Below are 18092 nucleotides of genomic sequence, written 5' to 3' on the forward strand. Positions count from 1 at the left end.
CCTTGGAAGCGTCAGCTGGTGCGGGAGCGAAGATCGCGTAAGCGGGCCGTCGTTGCCCGAAGGCCCGAGTTGCCTCCGGGGTGCGGCTCAGGCGCAGGTGTCGGGCCGATGACCGTGTCTGGTACAGGCGAACCCGTGATGCACGACGAACGCCCAACCTTATCGCCGACGGCCGCCGAAGCAGTTCGTCGCGACACCTACCGCATCCTCTCCGAGATCGCCGGCGGGGTGGAACTCAACGACCCGTTCGCGGCGGCGGTGCATGCCACGCGCATGCCGATGATCATCACGGACCCGCGCCAGCCCGACAATCCGATCATCTTCGTCAACGACGCGTTCTGCCGCCTGACCGGCTACGACCGTGAGGAGACCGTCGGCCGCAACTGCCGTTTCCTGCAAGGGCCCGAGACCGACCTGGACGACGTGGCCCGCATCCACAATGCGGTTGCCGAACGACGTGAGGTCGAGGTCGCGATCTACAACTACCGCAAGGACGGCACGCTGTTCTGGAACCAGTTGCTGCTGGCCCCGGTGAAGGATGCTGAGGGCGAGGTCGCCTACTTCTTCGCGAGCCAGTACGACATCACCGGCGATTTCGCGCAATTGGCCAAGCTGAAAGGCGAGAACTCGACCCTGGCGGCCGAGTACGCCGAGAGCAAGGAGCGCCTGCAGGCCAGCCAGCAGCGCTTCAAGGTCATCCTGGACGCCATCGACATGGCCTTCGCCATCGTCGAGGTGCGGTTCGATGCCGATGACCGTCCCGTGGACTACCGCTTCGTCGATGCCAATCCCGCCTTCGAGCGGCAGGCGGGGGTCAACCTGCGCGGCAAATGGGTGACCGAGTTCGCCCCCGACCTGGAGCGCTTCTGGTTCGAGACCTACGGCCACGTCGCGCGGACCGGGGAACCGGCGAACTTCGAGAACTACGCCGAGGCTTTCGAGCGTTGGTTCGACGTACGGGCCATCCGCGTCGGGCAGCCGGCCGAGCGTCAGATCGCGATCCTCTTCAACGACGTCACCGCGCGCAAGCGCGCGGAGGCGGAGTTGCAGGAGCTGAACGAGACCCTTGAGGCGCAGGTCGCAGCCCGCACGGCGGAGCGCGATCGGGCTTGGCGTCTGTCGCAGGAACTCCTCGCCGTGGCCCTGCCGGACGGGACCATCGAGAGCATCAATCCGGTCTGGACCCAGTTGCTCGGTTGGCAAGCGCACGAGATCCTCGCCAGGTCCTTCATCGCGTTCACCCATCCCGACGATTTGGAGGCGACCAAGGCCGCCTTCGCCGCCATCTTCGAACGACCGCTGGTGACCCCGTACGAGTACCGATTCCGCCACAAGGACGGCTCGTACCGGTGGTTCGCCTGGACGGGCACTTTCGAGGACGGCAAGGTCTACGCCTCGGGACGGCACACGACGATTGAGCGCGAGCAGGCCGAGGCCTTGCGCCAGTCTCAGAAGATGGAGGCCGTCGGTCAGCTGACCGGAGGCCTGGCCCACGACTTCAACAACCTGCTGGCGGGCATTTCCGGCTCCCTGGAGCTGATGCAGACCCGCATGCAGCAGGGCCGCCTCACGGACCTCGACCGCTACATGACGGCGGCCCAGGGGGCCTCGAAGCGGGCGGCCGCGCTCACCCATCGCCTGCTCGCCTTCTCGCGGCGCCAGACGCTCGACCCGAAGCCGACGGACGTGAACGCCCTCGTGGGCGGGATGGAGGAGCTGATCCGACGCACGGTTGGGCCCGCCATCACCGTGGAGGTGGTCGGGGCGGCCGGGCTATGGCCGGCACTGGTCGACCCGCCGCAGCTTGAAAACGCCCTGCTCAACCTGTGCATCAACGCGCGGGATGCGATGCCGGAGGGCGGCCGCATCACCATCGAGACCGCCAACAAGTGGCTCGACGACCGCGCTGCCAAGGAGCGCGACATGCCGCCGGGGCAGTACCTGTCGCTGTGCGTCACCGACACCGGCACCGGCATGACACCGGACGTCGCCGCCCGCGCCTTCGACCCGTTCTTCACGACCAAGCCCATCGGGCAGGGCACCGGGCTGGGCCTAAGCATGGTCTACGGCTTCGCCCGGCAAACCGGCGGCCAGGTGCGGATCTACTCGGAGGTGGGCCAGGGCACGACCCTGTGCATCTACCTGCCGAGGCATTATGGGGATGCCGAGGCCAACGCGGTCCTCGCCGACCTCGCCGGAGCCCCACGGGCCGAGCAGGGCGAGACCGTCCTGATCGTGGACGACGAGCCAACGGTACGGATGCTGGTCACGGAAGTCCTCGAGGACCTCGGCTACACGGCTATCGAGGCAGGCGACGCCGTCTCGGGGCTCAAGGTGCTGCAGTCCGACGTGCGCATCGACCTGCTGGTCACCGACGTCGGGCTGCCCGGCGGCATGAACGGGCGCCAGATGGCCGACGCGGGGCGGGAGCGCCGGCCCGACCTGAGAGTGCTGTTCATCACTGGCTATGCGGAAAACGCGGCTGTCGGCAACGGCCACTTGGAGCCCGGCATGCAGGTGCTGACCAAGCCTTTCGCGATGGAGGTGCTGGCCTCCCGCATCAAGGACCTGATCGCCAGCCGATGATATCGCCTCGACTACGAGCAAGGATCCCTGGCGAGCAGCGTTCGCAACCCCGCACGCCTGGCCGCGTTTGCAATCTCACTTAGGTTGATGCCGGAATCCTTCCGTACCGCTGGTGAGGGGACCGAGAAGTAGTGCTGGTCCCTCGATGTCGCTGACCAACCGGATCGTGGGCTTGGTGGCCCTGGCGCTCGTGCCGGCGTTGGCCATCCAGGGTTACAACGAGTACGCGCTGCGCGCGGCTCGCACCGAGGCCGTGCGCGCCGAGGCGGTGCGGACAGCACGGGGTGTGGCGGTCGACCTTGGGCAGTTCGGGCGTGGCGTCCGTCAGGCCCTGCGCATCCTCGCGGAGGTGCCCGAGGTCCAGGGCAAGGACCCGGCAGTCTGCACACCCTACCTGCGAACGCTGCTCGACAAGGTGCCGGGCGCCTTCTTCTTCGGCGTGATCGACGTGGATGGACGCGTCGTGTGCAACACCCTGGGGTCGGCGCGCGGCGCCTACTCGCTCGCGGACCGCCAATACTTCCAGGATGCGATGCGGGGCGGCTTCGCCGTTGGCGAGTATGTCCGTGGCCGCATCACTGACCGACCTACCATCCAGCTCGCCCAAGCGATTCCGGGAGCGGACGGCCTCCCGGCGGGCGTCGTCCTAGCGAGCGTCGACCTGGATTACCTCGCCGGCCAACAGGCCCGGGCCGGCTTGCCGGCGGATGCCACCCTCACGGTTACGGACAGGAAGGGTGCGATCCTGCTCCGTCTGCCCGATCATGCCCAGTGGGCCGGCAAGCTCTTGCCGCCCGCCTACCAGGCGACGCTCCAGGCCAACCGCGGCCATGTCGTCGACATGCTGGGCCTGCGCGGCACGATGCGCATCACTGGGGTCGCTGCCGCCACCCCGGATGACCTCGATGGCATCACGGTTGCCGTCGGCCTGTCGCCAGTCACCGCCTTCGCGGACATCGACGCGGCGACACGGCGCGGCCTGATCCTCATCGGTCTGGGCGCTGCCCTGGCCCTCGCTGCGGCCCTCCTGGCCGGACGTGCCTTCATCCGTGAGCCAGTGCACCGTCTGCTCAGGACCGCCAGCGCCTGGCGGGCCGGCGACCTCGAGGCGCGGACCGGCATCGCGGGGCCGACGGAGTTCGGCCAGCTCGGCGAGGCGTTCGACGCCATGGCGGCCTCGCTGCAGAAGCATGAGGGCGAACTACGGGCCGAGATCTCACGCAGCCACCAGTTGCAAGAGCGGCAGACGATGATGCTGCACGAACTCAATCACCGCGTCCGCAACACGCTAGCCACGGTGCAGTCCCTCGCCCGGCAATCGCGTCGGAGCGATGCGACCGACGACCGGCTGGAGGGCCGCATCCTCGCGCTGTCCAAGACGCACGACCTGCTCTCGCGCGACGACTGGTCCGGGGCCTCGCTCGTGACGGTGCTGGAGAACGAACTGTCCCCATTCCGGGACGAGCACGACCGCTTCCAGTTTGACGGGCCGGACGTTGAGCTTGCTCCGCGCTACGTCCTAGCGCTCGGAATGACGGTCCACGAGCTCACCACGAACGCAGCTAAATACGGCGCCCTCTCCGTCGAGCACGGTCGTGTGGACATCGCCTGGCACGTGGTCACCGGCGAGAGCGGCGCCCGCCGGCTCGCACTGGAGTGGCGCGAGAGCGGAGGCCCCTCGGTCGAAGAGCCACGCGGGCGCGGCTACGGCACGCGATTGATCAACGGCGGCGTCACGCAGGAGCTCGGTGGCACGGTCAGGCTGGTCTTCCAGCCAGGCGGGCTGCGCTGCACGATTGACGTTCCCCTCGACGCACAGGACCGCTTCACCTCGTTCCGCGACGTCGCAAGCCCCTCCTCGCCATCGTCCCCATGAGGCCAGCTTGCCAACGTCCGCTGCCGACCGAGGGTGTGTAGAAACGCAGGAGGGGTAGACGAATTTCCCCTCTAACGCCCTGGTTATCGCCGAAACAGGCACCCTAGAGACTCTGGAGGGGCAATCCGACATTCAGCAGGTCCGCTTGGCGGTAGGCTGAGAGGCCGCAAAAATCGCATCTGGTGGTCGAAATCTGACGTTTGATACCCGCCGATGGTCCGCTACATGCCACACGGGGATATCCGGCATGAGTGCGTCTCGGCCAAATTTGCTTTCGCCCGAAACGCCCGTGTTGCACCGCCATCAAGGGACTAATTCAATCTCGCTTGGCCGCCAAGTCTTCGTAAAGAACGGTTCGAGCGGGCTGTAAAGCCGCAGGATCGTGAACCAGCCCTTTTTGGGGTCAGTCTGTATCCAGTTGCCACGTTTGACGCCTGTGGGCTGGGTTGGGCTGAAGTAGATTGTTGTTACGCCGTCAGAGCCTGCCTCGGCGGCGGGGGATGGGTAACTTTGACTACCCGCTCGTGGGTAGCGTTGCGGCGTTTCGAGCATTGAGCGCGTCTGATTATCGTAGAGCGTGAATGACCAGAAGTTCTCTTCTGGAATCCCCTTAGGCAGCATCACCCTGTATGTCTTGGAGCCGTCGAAGTAAGTTTTATCGGCATCAAGCATGTTGAGCAGATATTGCGACCCGATACCAGTCACACGCATAGCCATGGCTGGTGTAATACCGGTGACGTAATAGAAGAACGCAGTGCGCGCATCCAACTGGCGGTACCCCGTCGCTGGGAACGGCTTGACACCTGCTTTAGTGATTTCGGGAATTGGAGTCTCGAACTCATATCCTGTAACAAACAGGAAATTCATCCAGGCGGAGTCCGGATAATAATACCAATTTTTGTCGCGGGGATTTAGGAATAAACTACGCGAGGTAGCGTTGGCGACCGAAGCGGCTTCCGTGAGGATTTTCTTCATCCTCGCGTCGGGCGAAAATGACTTGCCCTTGATGATGCCGATGGCAGCGACCGATCCCATCTGTTCGGGATTAAGCGATGTAGCTGGCTCCTGCTGCACGATCTCATTCAGCATCTCGTAGAAGCTGAAGTCGTTGGGCGGAACGGTATTCATCACCTTGCCGCTGCCTTCGTGGAATACAGTGGCAGGTGGCTCGGTGATTTCGCCAAGTTTGGCCTTGCCGGAAAGAAAGGCTGCGATTGGAGTGCCAACGCCACCAGCCTCGTAAGGGTAAATCTTGGTGAAATTCTTGATCGACTCGACGGCAGGTTTCGGATCGCTTTTGTTTTCGAGAAATGCGCGGCCCATAATGAGCAGCCGGGTCGTGATGGGTCGAGCAACGTAGTATCCGCCCTCCGGAACCGGGCCGTCATAGCCCGGCGGCAGGATAAGATATTTGCCGCCAAGACCGCGATCAGGTCCTGGCAAGCCGAAATCAGTGACCCAACGGAACCACATGTCGTCCAAAGCCCCCAGAGCCTTGGGCGGGGCCTCGAACACCACTGGACCATTAGAAACGTCAATAAATCCAAGGAAGTACACAGTATCTGCGTTTGCAGTCAGGAACAGTGACTTTGCATCCATCAACTCAGAAAAGATTAGAATCTCGTTATCCTTGACACCGGCGTCGATAAATCCTTTGCGCGCAGCAACTAGGCTGACACCTTGCATTGTATTGACGAACGCGTTGTACGCATGTGTAAAGTCGATGTAGTCGTAAGCTTTGTCCAACGTGTTTTTTGACGGCGCGCCATCCTTGAATTCGAACGTCCCAAAGCGCGTATCGACTTTATCCTGAGTGGTGATCGACGGTGGGGGCGCGGGTACCGTCTGGGCAGTAGCCAAGCGTGTCAGTCCCAGAGCGACGCAGAACACAAGCAATGAGGTGAGTTCAAATTTTCTCATCGGTCGCCTCCCTTGGGACGGTTCGGCAGGGTAAAAGAAAGTGATCCTCATCCAGCAATTGCAGATTTTAGAAAATCTGGCCATACAAAAACGATAGGCAGAATTACTACCAACGCTCCGGAGCAACTCATTTCGAGGTGCAGCAGCCGGAAGTGGTCCAGCGGCAATCCAATATCCAAAGTCCATCCTTTGCGGAAGGTTGGAAGGTCCGCTTCCAGGCATTTGAGGAAAGAATGCCCTACGACTGGATAGGATGGAAAGTAGTCGTTGCGGCGTGTCCAACGAGAATGCCCGATCTCTCCGCTGCTGAGGAGATGAGCTATGCCGACACAGACCGTCCTAGCCGCTGCAACAGCCCTGGCACTTGGACAAGGAACACCGCAGCCGCTTCCCTCCACCCAGGCCACGACGACCTACCATCGGGTCGAGGTAAATGGAGTTGGCATTTTCTACCGCGAGGCGGGGCCGCGCGATGCGCCCACGATCCTGCTGCTCCACGGCTATCCGTCGTCATCCCGGCAGTGGGACCCGCTGCTACCGCTGCTCGCCGACCGCTATCACCTGATCGCGCCCGACTACCCCGGCTTCGGCCAGAGCGATGCGCCGTCGCCAGCGCAGTACACCTACACCTTCGACAACCTTGCCAGGACGATGGAGGGGTTGGTCGCCCACCTCGGCATTGAGCGATACACGCTCTTCATGCAGGACTACGGCGGTCCGGTCGGCTTCCGCATGGCGCGAGCTCACCCCGAACGGGTGAGTGCGTTGATCGTTCAGAACGCCAACGCCTACGCAGAGGGCCTCGGTGCGAAGTGGCAGTGCATCGCCCGGTACTGGGCCGATCCCGCGGCTCACCCCGAGCAGGTCGATGCCTTCATCTCGTTGGAGGGAGCCAAGCAGCGTCACCTTGGCACGAGCCCGAACCACGAGCGGTACAATCCGGACACTTGGACGGACGAGTACGCTGCCTTAGCCCGTCCGGGGCAACGGGACATCCAAGCGGCGCTCCTTTACGACTACCGCACCAACGTCGCGTCTTATCCGGCGTGGCAAGCTTGGATGCGCAGCCATTCGCTGCCAACGCTCGTGCTGTGGGGCCGTTATGATCCCTCGTTTATTGTGCCAGGAGCAGGAGCGTACCTGCGCGACATGCCGGCGGCGGAGTTGCACATCCTCGATGCTGGCCATTTCGCGCTGGACGAGGCAACGGACGAGATTGCTTGGCTGACGCGTGACTTCCTTGGCCGCAGCATTGGAAGCTCGACAGCCCCATCTTCCGTACCTCGTTAGTGCGGACGCTACTCCCCTAGCGTTGGAGAAGGGCTGGAGACGGAACGTCCGCTTCGAGGCGATAGGCCAGGGTCCGCTGACCACCCTTTTCCGGCCTTCTGGAGGTCTGCTTACCGGCAGATTGGTCGTCAGCTGGCGCTCGACGGCCATGGTGCCTCGGGTATTCTGCGTGCGTGGCATGCCTGCTCGGGATCTGGGGGCGAGATACCCTCGTGTGCTGGTCGCCAGCGGAGGGTAGACCGCGATCCGGACCCGATCCGCTCGGCCAAGCCAAGCTGCACCAGTCCCATGCAGGCATCGAGAACTTCCGCGTTGCACTGAGCGCGTGGAAGCCCAGACCTGATCTTGATAACGCTAGCGCGGACGAATTCATCGGTCAAAACTGAGAGAACTGCTCGCTCCGCAGCGCTGAGCGGATGCATCGTGTAAACTTCCTCGCACCCAAGTGCCTAAACGCCTTGACAAGGAGCTGTGACCTTCGCTTCCGGCCTCCCCCGGTTAATTGGGGTAGCTGCCACCCGAGGCCGGATGATGAGTGCCCGCATACGTGGCCGTGCCGGACGTGAGCGGCCCCGCACGGCCGTCGTACAAGGCTTACCCGGCGAGTTCGCGCATGACCTTGATCAGGTCGGATTTGCCCTCAAAGCCGATGCCAGGCAGCTCCGGCATGACGATGTGGCCGTTCTCGACCTTCACCCCATCCGGGAAGCCGCCATAGGGTTGGAACAGGTCTGGGTAGCTCTCGTTGCCACCGAGCCCGAGGCCGGCTGCAATGTTGAGCGACATCTGGTGCCCGCCATGCGGGATGCAGCGGGACGGTGACCAGCCAAACTGGTGCAGTACGTCCAGTGTCCGCAGGTACTCCACCAGCCCATACGACAGGGCGCAGTCGAATTGCAGCCAGTCACGATCCGGCCGCATGCCTCCGTAGCGCAGGAGGTTGCGAGCATCCTGATGCGAGAACAGGTTCTCGCCGGTGGCCATTGGACCCGGGTAGAACTCGGACAGCGCCGCCTGGAGCGCGTAGTCGAGGGGATCGCCGACCTCCTCGTACCAGAACAACGGGTACTCCCGCAGCATCTTGGCGTAAGCAATGCCGGTCTCCAAGTCGAAGCGGCCGTTCACGTCCACCGCGAGCTGCGCCTGGGAGCCGATCTCCTTCAGCACCTCCTCGATGCGGCGCTGATCCTCGTCGATCGACGCGCCACCAATCTTCATCTTCACGACGTTGTAGCCGCGGTCGAGGTAGCCGCGCATCTCGGCACGCAGGGCGCTGTAGTCCTTGCCCGGATAGTAGTAGCCGCCGGCCGCGTAGACGAAGACCCTCGGGTTCGCCTCGACACCCTTCTGCTCGGCGAGCAGGCGGAACAGCGGCTTACCGGCGATCTTCGCGGTGGCGTCCCAGATCGCCATGTCGAGGGTGCCCACTGCCACCGAGCGCTCGCCGTGGCCGCCAGGCTTCTCGTTGTTCATCATCGCGGCCCACAGCTTGTGCGGGTCGAGGTTGTCGCCGGCCTCGTTGAGGACGCTCTTCGGATCGGCCTCCAGGATGCGGTTGCGGAACCGCTCGCGGATCAGACCGCCCTGGCCGTAACGGCCGTTCGAGTTGAAGCCGTAGCCGACGACGCGGCGGCCGTCCCGCTCTACGTCGGTGACCACCGCCACGAGGCTCGTGGTCATCTTGGTGAAGTCGATGTAGGCGTTGCGGATGGGCGATGAGATCGGCTTGGTGATCTCGCAAACGTCGACGATGCGCATGGGTGCACTCCTGGTGTTGAGCGGGGTGAGAAGGTTTGAAGGGATTGGCTCTCAGGTGTCCGCCGGGGAGCCGTGGCCTACGGTGTGACCACCGTGGGACGAGGCAGAGCGTGACTGCTCTCAGGTTCGGGAATGATCTCTTCCGCCGCGACGGCTGCTCGTTTGCGGTAGGCGTCCTGTGCCTTCGTGGCGTCGAAGGCGCCTTCCCACTTCGCGATGGCGATGGTGGCGACCGCGTTGCCGATCAGGTTCGTCACCGCGCGAGCCTCGTTCATGAAGCGATCGACGCCGAGCAGCAGCACGAGACCGGCGACAGGGACGGTGTGGATGCTGGACAGTGTCGCGGCGAGCGTGACGAACCCGGCACCGGCAACCCCGGCCGAGCCCTTTGAGGTCAGGAGCAGCACGCCGAGGACCACCAGCTGATCGCCGATCCCGAGCGGCGTGTTGGTGGCCTGGGCGACGAAGATGGCCGCCATCGTCAGATAGATGCAGGTGCCGTCCGCATTGAAGGTGTAGCCGGTCGGCAGGACCAGCCCGACCACGGACTTCTCACAGCCGAGCCGCTCCAGCTTGACCATCATGCGCGGCATGACGGCTTCGGTGGAGCAGGTCCCAAAAGTGATGAGGATCTCGTCCTTGAAGTAGCCGAGGACCTTGGTCAGCGAGAAGCCGGTCCAAATGCAGACGGTGCCGAGTACCACCACTACGAACACGATCGAGGTGATGTAGACCCCGAGCATGAGGTAGGCGAGCGACCAGACCGTGCCAAATCCGTACTTGCTGATGGTGAAAGCGACACCTGCACCGGCACCGATCGGGGCGAGGCGCATGACCATCGCGACGATGCGAAACAGTGCGTCGAGCAGGCTATCGATGACGACCACCACCGGCTTGCCGTGCTCACCGGCCTGCACGAGAGCGACGCCCAGCAGCACCGAGATCAGGATGATCTGCAGCATGGCGCCCTTAGCGAACGCATCCACCATCGTCGTGGGGATGATGTCCATCAGGAAGCCGACGAAGCCGGGTTGCGCCTCGGCCGCCTTGGCATAGCCAGCGATGGCGCTGCCGTTGATGTGCGTGGCGTCGATGTTCATGCCGGCGCCGGGCTGCATGACGTTGACGACCACGAGGCCGATGACGAGCGCGAGGGTCGAGACGACCTCGAAGTAGAGGAGTGCCCGAACACCGATGCGGCCGACCTCCTTCAGATTGCCCATCTTGGCCACGCCAACCACGATGGTGCCGAAGATCACCGGCGCGAGCAGCATCTTGATCAGCTTGATGAAGCCATCGGCGAGTGGCTGCAGTGTAATGCCGACACCTGGCAGGAAGTACCCGACGAGAGCGCCCAGGATGATGGCGATGAAGACCTGAATGTATAGCCTGCTGAGCCATGTTTTCACGGCTTAATCCCTCCCATTGGCCGCTGCTTGAACAGCGAGACCAGTTTCTCCTCTTGCGGGAGTTTGCAGGGCGGCTATACGCCTGGACACCGTCGCGTGGCCAATGCCATGTTCGATACGCCCTATGCGCAAACGGCACCGACATGGATCTGGACTGGCTCAAGGACTTCCTAGCCCTCGCGGAACAGAAGACCTTCTCGCGGGCCGCCGACGCTCGGAATGTGACGCAGCCAGCCTTCGGCCGCCGCATCCGGGCGCTTGAGGATTGGATCGGCACGGCACTGTTCGTGCGTGGGGCGTACGGCGCCGCGCTGACGCCGGCCGGCGCTCATTTCGAGCCGGCGGCGCAGGAGCTGGTGCGTAGCTTGGAGCGCGCCCGGCGTGGCACGCAGGCAGTTGGTGATCGGGATACGGCGACGCTTTCAATCGCGGCGACCCATGCCCTGTCGTTCACGTTCTTTCCGAGCTGGATACGCCCGCTGATGGGGTCCACAGTTCTAGGGACGCTCAACCTCATCTCGGACAGCATGGAAGCCTGCGAGCAGATCATGCTCTCTGGTGAGGTGCACTTCCTGCTCTGCCATTTTCATCCGGACGCGCCGGCGAAGTTCGAGCCCGACCGCTTCCAGAGCGTTCAGGTCGGTGATGATGTGCTCGTTCCGCTGTGCGCGCCTGGCGCGGACGGCCGCGGGACGTGGTCACTGCCGGGCTCATCGACTGAGCCGGTTCCCTACCTCGCCTACAGTCAGGCTTCTGGCCTCGGCCGCATCTTGGTCGCCTGCAAAAGCAAGGAGTCGACCCACACCGTCACGAGCTTCACCTCGCATCTCGCTGCGACGCTGACGACGATGGCGCGGGAGGGGCATGGCATCGCGTGGCTACCGCAGACAGTGGCAGCGGATGATCAGGCACGTGGTCGGCTGGTACGTGCTGGCTCAGAGCGGTTCGACGTGCCCATCGAGATTAGGCTGTTCCGATCCCCTGAGTGCCGCAACCACGCAGCTGACGAACTCTGGGAGCACCTCTCTAGCCGCGGTTTTCGGGTAGCGGCTCCGTAAGCCGCCCTTATGCGAATGGCCCCCGCCAGTACTGTCTGCTTACGGGACGTCGCCAAAGCCAGCTGAATGGCCGGGTTGGGCGCAAAGCCGAATGTCTGCTTTTCCGCTAATACTCAAGATCCGATCCTGGCCATAAATATTATTTTTCTAAAACATCGTGGGGTTTGGTGGCGGTCGATCCTGGATTTCGGTATTACCATGCAATTGTTGACGAAATCCCGCACAGCCGCTTGAGCCGGTCTGCAACGCGTTGAGCGGGCTCGCGGAGCCTTTCAGCAGTCATAACAACATAGCCAGACGTGACATCGCGCCCCAGCGAGTGGTTCACGAGAGCAGACAAAGCGAGGGGAGAGATGTCAGTGCTCTCTGCTACTGTCACAAATGTTCGTCTCAGATCGTGAGCAGAAACACGAATGCCAGTGGAAACCGCAACTTGTTCTAGAGGGTAGGCCGGCTCTTCGATGTGCCCGCTGGCGCTGTCTGCTGAGAAGACGAACGGTCCATCTTTGCCAATTGCCCGTCTCGCTGCCAGGAGTTCATGAACGAAATCCGTCATCGGAAGATCTAGCTTCCTCCCGGCCTTCGTGTTGGCCGCAGGAAGACGGATGACGCGCTCCGCGAGATCAATGTGCTCCCAGCGAAGTGATGCAGCTTCGCGGCGCCTTAAACCTGTGAACAAGAGCAGCAGGAGGTAAGCGCGAGCTACAGCGTTCGGCAAGCTGAGAACGCCTTGGTAGAAGCGGGGCATCTCCTCGGTCCGCACTACACGTTCTCGCCGACGCTCTTGATACCACTGACGTTTTAAACGTCTGACCGGATTGGCCGGCAGGTCAGCGTCTCGGTCGGCAGCGTAATTCCAGAGGAAGCGCAGCGATCGCATCACACCGTTCGCCGTAGACTCACCGTTGTGAGGTCCCGCAGCCTGGATCTCCGAGGCAATAGCCCGATGGCGTGCCTCCACCAGTTCAGGTGTGATGTCTTTGAGCGGCCTGTCTAGCCAGATCTTCAGATGTCGCTCGACGCCTCGGCGATACTCCTCAGCGGTGGTCTGCCGCAGCGGCCGCGAAACAAGGTAGTCCTCGAGGACAGCGCGGAGCGTAAGGATTGCCTTGGCCGGGGCTTTGGGATCGAGTCCGCGGTAAAGATCGGCGAGCGTAGCTTCAGCGCGGCGGCGCGCCTCATCAATAGGAACCACGTTGGTGGGCGCTACTGTCACGCGCCGCGTGCGCCCGTTCGGAAGGTCGCGCTGAACGACGTAGGTTTTTGCATTCGTCTTGCCCGAGCACAGCACGCCGAATCCGCGCAGCTCGGTGTCCCAGTGGAGCACCTGTCGCCCTGACGCGTCGGGTGCCGGCAATTTCTCGATCACCCGTTGTGTTAGCTTGAGGCGGGCCATAGTGCTGTCCGTCAAATAAGGAAAAAGGGGGCTCAGAAGCTGCCCTACGGAGCTTTACATTAGCTCTACGTTAGTGGGTCTGCGCCTTAAAATAAAGCGGAGATAATGGGTTAGGCTCTGCAGCGCCTTATTTTTAAAACGGCAAAGGGCGCGCGCCTGCAAACTACGAATCTGGGGGTCAGAGGTTCGAATCCTTTCGGGCGCGCCATTAGCTTCACGCACTCAGCAGATACTGTCCTGATCCGCGCTTTTCAGAAGGCGCGATTGGGAAGCGGCTGGGAAACGCACTCACCCATAGCGGTTTAGACGGCGACGCCCGTGCGGGGCGTGGTCAGGACGGCTCGGTCACGTCCTTGATGCCGACCTGCGTGAGGAGCGTCGGCAGCGCGTTCTGCGGGCCGACATAGGCGTTGACGGGCTTGTACCACGCGGAACGCGAGTGCGAATTCCCGCCCTCGCCGCCGCCGCTGAGGATCACCGCCGGGACGCCGGGCGACATCGCCACGTTCGAGTCCGTATGTTCCCCGGTCACGTTGACCGTGGCATCCGTCAGGACCGAGGCGATCGACCGGCGCGCCGTCCGGACGACCGGGGACGCCAGGGGCGTGAGGCCCGCCCGCCGGTCGCCGATCAGCTTGACCGCCACCGTGACGGCCGTCGAGTTCCAGCGCCGGTTCTCCTCCTCGGCCGCCTGCCTCACGAGCCCGAGGACCTGCTCCGCTTCCCTGAGCAGCGCGCGCTCGTCCTTGGAGCGCATGTCGAGGCAGACCCCAGCGCGTGGACCGCGCTGGGCAAACCGAATTGCGTGAAGCTGTGGCCGCCCGGCGCCCTCAAGGTGATCTCGCAACGGTGGCTGCCGGTGCCGCGGTTGAGCAGGCGGCTGATGTCGATCCCGTCGACCGGAACAAAGCCATCGATGTCCGTCTGGTCACGAAACAGCGCGTGCGCACCGCGCAGGTTGCCGAACTCCTCCTCGCCGACGAAGATCACATCGTCGACCGTCGCGAGCGAGTTCTGGTTGAGAGCGTCGCTCACGGAGAGCAGGACCGCCAGCCCGCGCGTCGTCGCCGATTCCCGGGCCATCGAAGGAGGCGCAGAACGGGAGTGGGCTCTGGCAGAACACCGACGACCGCGTGCGTGCGCACTCGTGCCTGGGCGATCGGCCGCCCGCGCCCGGCACCTTCCCGGATCGAGCCTTCCGGCCCCCATGACTGCCGCCACGCCGTAGCCTCACGTCCGGCTCGGTCCACAATACCGGTCCGGTCAGCTGCCGCGTCAGGTCGGCGACCCGCCCATCGCGGCTCGTGTCAGCTGCGGGCTCTGAGCGCTGAGCGGGTCTGATGACGTGAAGGGCCTATATATTTTCTCGCGCGGCCTGTTCGGAGCAAGCCTTTGCGACCTCCGAGATCGGCAGATTCGAGTGGCCGGACGTCTTCGAGGTGTCGTCAAGGCAAGAGCGCACACGATCGCGCGAAGCATTTCCGCCGCTCGACGTATCCAGCTTGCGCAGAAGATTGTCCTTGTCCGCGGACGATGCTCCCGCCCAAGCTTGCATCGTATCGCCTCCGTCCAACGCTGAAGCGAGCGCTGCCATGACGACGAGGACGAACACACTGGCGGGAAGAAAGCGCATTGTTACAGCCTCGCATGGCGAAAGGTCGGCAGCTGCTCTCGGGGTTCGTTCAGGCGGCGGCCGCGGTCGCAGCTCGGCCCGCACGGATTTCCGGCTTGCGAGCAAATGAAGGTGCGACTGAAATAGGTCCTGAAGCGCCGTCGCGGATTGCCGACTACTTGGGGCAAAAACGCACAGCTTCGACGAACGGGCGCGTGTTCGCCGGCGTGAGGCGCCTGGGATTGTCCATCCGCGCATCGGCCTGCCCCGGACATCGCCGCGGCAGGGTGGGATCCTTGGGGCGAGGGGCGGCCGGGCCTACTGCGCGGCTTGGATGTTCGGCGGTCCCAGGTGCTGAAGGAAGTCGGGCTTGCCGAGGCTCACGCCGGCACTGCGCAGGATCGCGTAGGCGGTGGTGGCGTGGAAGAAGAAGTTCGGCAGGGCGAAGCCGGTGAGATAGCGCTGCCCCGTGAAGCGATAGCCCATACCGTTCGGGAACTTCAGCTCCACCTCGCGCTCCGCACCCGAGGCCAGCGCGGCGGGATCGACGCCTTCGACGAAGGCGATCGTCTTAGTGCAGCGCTCCTTGAGTTCGGCGAAGCTGGCCTCGACATCCGGCATTGCAGGCGCCGCGATCCCGGCGAGCCGCGCCACGGCGTTCTTCGCGCTGTCCGATGCCATCTGATATTGAGCCGGCAGGGGGCGCATGTCCGGAGCGAGACGACCGAGGAGCAACTCGGCCTCGGGCTTTTCCAGCGCCGCCTTGTCGAGCCAGGCGCTCATGCTACGAAGCGCATTGACGAAGACGGGGACGCTGACGTCGCGGATGCTGATGCTCATGCCCACTGCCTAGGGCACCTCTCCCCCTTGAGGCAATGCGGATGCACGTCGGGACGGAAACGCCTCGGCACCCCCTGTCCCGCTCGCGAACCTGTCATCCGGCCTGAGCCGATGTCCGCTTCCAAGATGTCGGGAACGGCCCGCGAACTGCCGAGACGGGCGGGCAGCCATCCTGCGCCGCGATCCGAGCGGACGTCCGGTTGCCCAATCTTGTTTCCCCGAAGCAGTCCGGCGGCAAACCACCCAACCCGGATGCGCGGCAGAGCGAGGCAGCGTGTCTCGCGGTGGCCTGGAGCGGCCCGTTCGCTTCAGAAAAGCGCGCTTGAAAAAGCGGACTGACTTCTACCGCGCCATGGCATGTACGGGAAGCCGCTGAGTGCTCGCGCTTGGCGAATGAAGGGTTCGGAGAAGGTCTGCGACCGGCATCGGTTTGCCGATCAGGTAGCCTTGGATGTAGCGGCAGCCATGGCGGTGAGCGGCCTCGAGCTGGTCAAAGGTCTCAACCCCCTCAGCGATGCCGTCGAGCCCGAGATTCTGACAGAGATCCAGGATCGTAGACACGAGACTGCAGCCTCGGTCCGTGTCGATGTCGGCCATGAAACTACGGTCGATCTTGATCTTGTCGAGCGGCAGGCGATGCACATAGCCGAGGCTGGAATAGCCCGTCCCGAAGTCGTCCAGCGCAATCTTGATGCCGAGAGCCCGCAACGCGTTGATGGCCGCCTTCGCCTGATCGAAGTCCCGCATCAGAGCGGTCTCGGTGAGTTCCATGGTCAGGCGACGAGGGTTCAAGCCGCTCTCGGTGACGGCGGCGAGGATCGCGACCATGGTCTCAGGCGAGGCGAGATCATGGGCGGACAGGTTGAAAGACAGGCCGATGTCGGGGGGCAGTCGTGCGCAATCGGCCAGCGCCTTGCGCAAAAGCAGCAGGGTCATGGCATGGATCATACCGCAGCGCTCCGCCGCGGCGATGAACCGGTCTGGCGGGATGCGGCCCAGCGTCGGGCTGGTCCAGCGCGCCAGACCTTCCACGAGGGCGATCTCGCCCGTCTCCGTGTCGAGGATCGGCTGGTAATGCATCTCCGTCTCGGCGGCGAGGTCGGCCGTACGCAGGGCGGCCTCGACGGCTCGCTCGGCGCGGATCGCGTCCTCATGCTCTTGGGAGAACAAAGTCGTCATACCGCGCCGATGCTCTTTCGAGTGGTACAGCGCGTAGTCGGCGCGGTCGAACAACTCGTCCGCCTCGCGTCCTGCTCTCGGGAATTTTGCCAGGCCGCCCGAGCAACCCGTGATGACGCGAATGTCCCCGAGGAGGATCGGCTTCTGCAGCGCCGCGCATATGCCGTCACAGAAGGCGATGATCTCTTCGGGCGACCCGGGCGAGAGGACGAGGACGCCGAATTCATCGCCGCCGAGGCGGGTCACAATCACGCCGACGCGCGCGAACGCGGCCAAGCGCCGGCCGGTTTCCGCCAGGACGCGATCACCCACGTTATGGCCATAGGTATCGTTGATCGGCTTGAAGCGGTCGAGGTCGAAGATCGCCAGCGCGAAACGCGTGTCGCTCGAAGTCGAGTCTCGGATGGCTTCGTCGAGGCGCAGGAAGAAGTAGCGCCGATTAGGCAGTCCCGTGAGGCTGTCGGTATGGGCAAGGCGCGCGTTTTCCTCCGAGAGCCGGCTGGCCTCGGCCTGGGAGGCGACGAGCTGGACGAAGGCGCGGTAGTTGTTGCTGAGAACACGCATCATCACGGCTGTCACGAAGGTGGTGTTCACGGCGATCGCCAGGAAGACTGGGTTCCCGCTTGCGATGCAGCAGAACAAGAACACGCTCATGACGATGCCCGTCACGAGGAAGGCCGCGATCGGCAGGTGCGTCAGGCAGAAAATGCAAGCGATGACCGTTATGGCTACGAAGATCGCGACGTGACCCTGTTCATAGGGGCCGCCATAGACATTCAGGGCCATCGCCCAGCTTACGAAGGCGACGGAGAAGATGGCCGTCAAGACACTGGTCCGTCGGAGCTGGCGGGTGGCTTGCGCCGCGCTGAGTGTCTCAGGGCGCAGGCGCCACCACTGTAACCCCCGCGTCAGGCAGACTACGATCAGAGCGCCGGGTAATCCGAGCGTCAGGGCCGGAGGTGCGAAGGGGTAATGCGTTGCCGCGAGCGCGCAGGCGTTTGCGGACAGCAGCCCATAGAGCGTCGGGATCTGCTTCTGGAGTTCCACCAATTGACGGGTCGGGGGCATGTTGGTGGCGGATCTAAGCATCCCAGTCAGCGTCAGGCGGAAGTAGTTCGAGGGTTTCATCAGGGCTGCATCCGAACCAGGGCTGCAACCCTAACGTGAG

The 18092-nt window shown here is 63.6% G+C and carries 12 protein-coding genes; 4 read left to right on the forward strand and 8 right to left on the reverse strand.

All coding sequences use genetic code 11. The features are described from left to right. Nucleotides 1–138 precede the first annotated feature (138 nt). The gene (locus tag MFF58_RS05535; protein ID WP_238285881.1) at nucleotides 139–2586 is read left to right on the forward strand and encodes a hybrid sensor histidine kinase/response regulator; all 2448 of its coding nucleotides are present in this window, start codon (nucleotides 139–141) and stop codon (nucleotides 2584–2586) included. Nucleotides 2587–2761: 175 nt separating this feature from the next. After that, nucleotides 2762–4462, forward strand: a complete 1701-nt coding sequence (locus MFF58_RS05540; protein WP_308445417.1) for a sensor histidine kinase — start codon at nucleotides 2762–2764, stop codon at nucleotides 4460–4462. Nucleotides 4463–4765: 303 nt separating this feature from the next. On the opposite strand, the gene MFF58_RS05545 is transcribed toward MFF58_RS05540, so the two are convergent. Then, on the reverse strand, nucleotides 4766–6382 hold the full coding sequence (locus tag MFF58_RS05545; protein ID WP_238285884.1) for a DUF1254 domain-containing protein: 1617 nt from the start codon (nucleotides 6380–6382) through the stop codon (nucleotides 4766–4768). A gap of 321 nt (nucleotides 6383–6703) precedes the next feature. Between MFF58_RS05545 and MFF58_RS05550 the strand changes: the two genes are divergently transcribed. Continuing rightward, entirely contained in the window at nucleotides 6704–7672 is a 969-nt protein-coding gene (locus MFF58_RS05550) for an alpha/beta fold hydrolase (protein WP_238285886.1), read from the forward strand. Nucleotides 7673–8266: 594 nt separating this feature from the next. Here the strand turns inward: MFF58_RS05550 and MFF58_RS05555 are convergent. Next, nucleotides 8267–9430: a mandelate racemase/muconate lactonizing enzyme family protein gene (locus tag MFF58_RS05555; protein ID WP_238285888.1), complete on the reverse strand. Its 1164-nt coding sequence runs from the start codon at nucleotides 9428–9430 to the stop codon at nucleotides 8267–8269. Between the two features lie 77 nt (nucleotides 9431–9507). After that, nucleotides 9508–10839 (reverse strand): C4-dicarboxylate transporter DctA, encoded by a 1332-nt coding sequence (gene dctA / locus MFF58_RS05560; protein WP_238285890.1) that lies wholly within the window; start codon nucleotides 10837–10839, stop codon nucleotides 9508–9510. 143 nt (nucleotides 10840–10982) lie between these two features. Between dctA and MFF58_RS05565 the strand changes: the two genes are divergently transcribed. Continuing rightward, complete coding sequence (locus MFF58_RS05565) at nucleotides 10983–11897, forward strand: LysR family transcriptional regulator (protein WP_238285892.1); 915 nt, start codon at nucleotides 10983–10985, stop codon at nucleotides 11895–11897. A 193-nt stretch (nucleotides 11898–12090) separates the two neighbouring features. Here MFF58_RS05565 and MFF58_RS05570 read toward each other — a convergent pair whose 3' ends face one another. The 5 genes from MFF58_RS05570 to MFF58_RS05595 all read right to left on the reverse strand — a co-directional run bounded on the left by MFF58_RS05570 (nucleotide 12091) and on the right by MFF58_RS05595 (nucleotide 18052). Beyond that, nucleotides 12091–13293 (reverse strand): tyrosine-type recombinase/integrase, encoded by a 1203-nt coding sequence (locus tag MFF58_RS05570; protein WP_238285894.1) that lies wholly within the window; start codon nucleotides 13291–13293, stop codon nucleotides 12091–12093. 331 nt (nucleotides 13294–13624) lie between these two features. Continuing rightward, nucleotides 13625–13993 (reverse strand): zinc-binding metallopeptidase family protein, encoded by a 369-nt coding sequence (locus tag MFF58_RS05575; protein ID WP_238285896.1) that lies wholly within the window; start codon nucleotides 13991–13993, stop codon nucleotides 13625–13627. After that, on the reverse strand, nucleotides 13990–14328 hold the full coding sequence (locus MFF58_RS05580; RefSeq protein ID WP_238285898.1) for a zinc-binding metallopeptidase family protein: 339 nt from the start codon (nucleotides 14326–14328) through the stop codon (nucleotides 13990–13992). The genes MFF58_RS05575 and MFF58_RS05580 overlap by 4 nt, the downstream gene beginning before the upstream one ends. An 895-nt stretch (nucleotides 14329–15223) precedes the next feature. Beyond that, nucleotides 15224–15745 carry a DUF1993 domain-containing protein gene (locus MFF58_RS05590; protein ID WP_238285900.1) on the reverse strand — a complete coding sequence of 174 codons (522 nt, stop codon included), beginning with the start codon at nucleotides 15743–15745 and terminating at the stop codon, nucleotides 15224–15226. A 342-nt stretch (nucleotides 15746–16087) separates the two neighbouring features. Further along, nucleotides 16088–18052 carry a putative bifunctional diguanylate cyclase/phosphodiesterase gene (locus tag MFF58_RS05595; RefSeq protein ID WP_238285901.1) on the reverse strand — a complete coding sequence of 655 codons (1965 nt, stop codon included), beginning with the start codon at nucleotides 18050–18052 and terminating at the stop codon, nucleotides 16088–16090. Nucleotides 18053–18092 lie beyond the last annotated feature (40 nt).

It is taken from the genome of Methylobacterium longum (assembly GCF_022179385.1).
Classification (GTDB): domain Bacteria; phylum Pseudomonadota; class Alphaproteobacteria; order Rhizobiales; family Beijerinckiaceae; genus Methylobacterium; species Methylobacterium longum.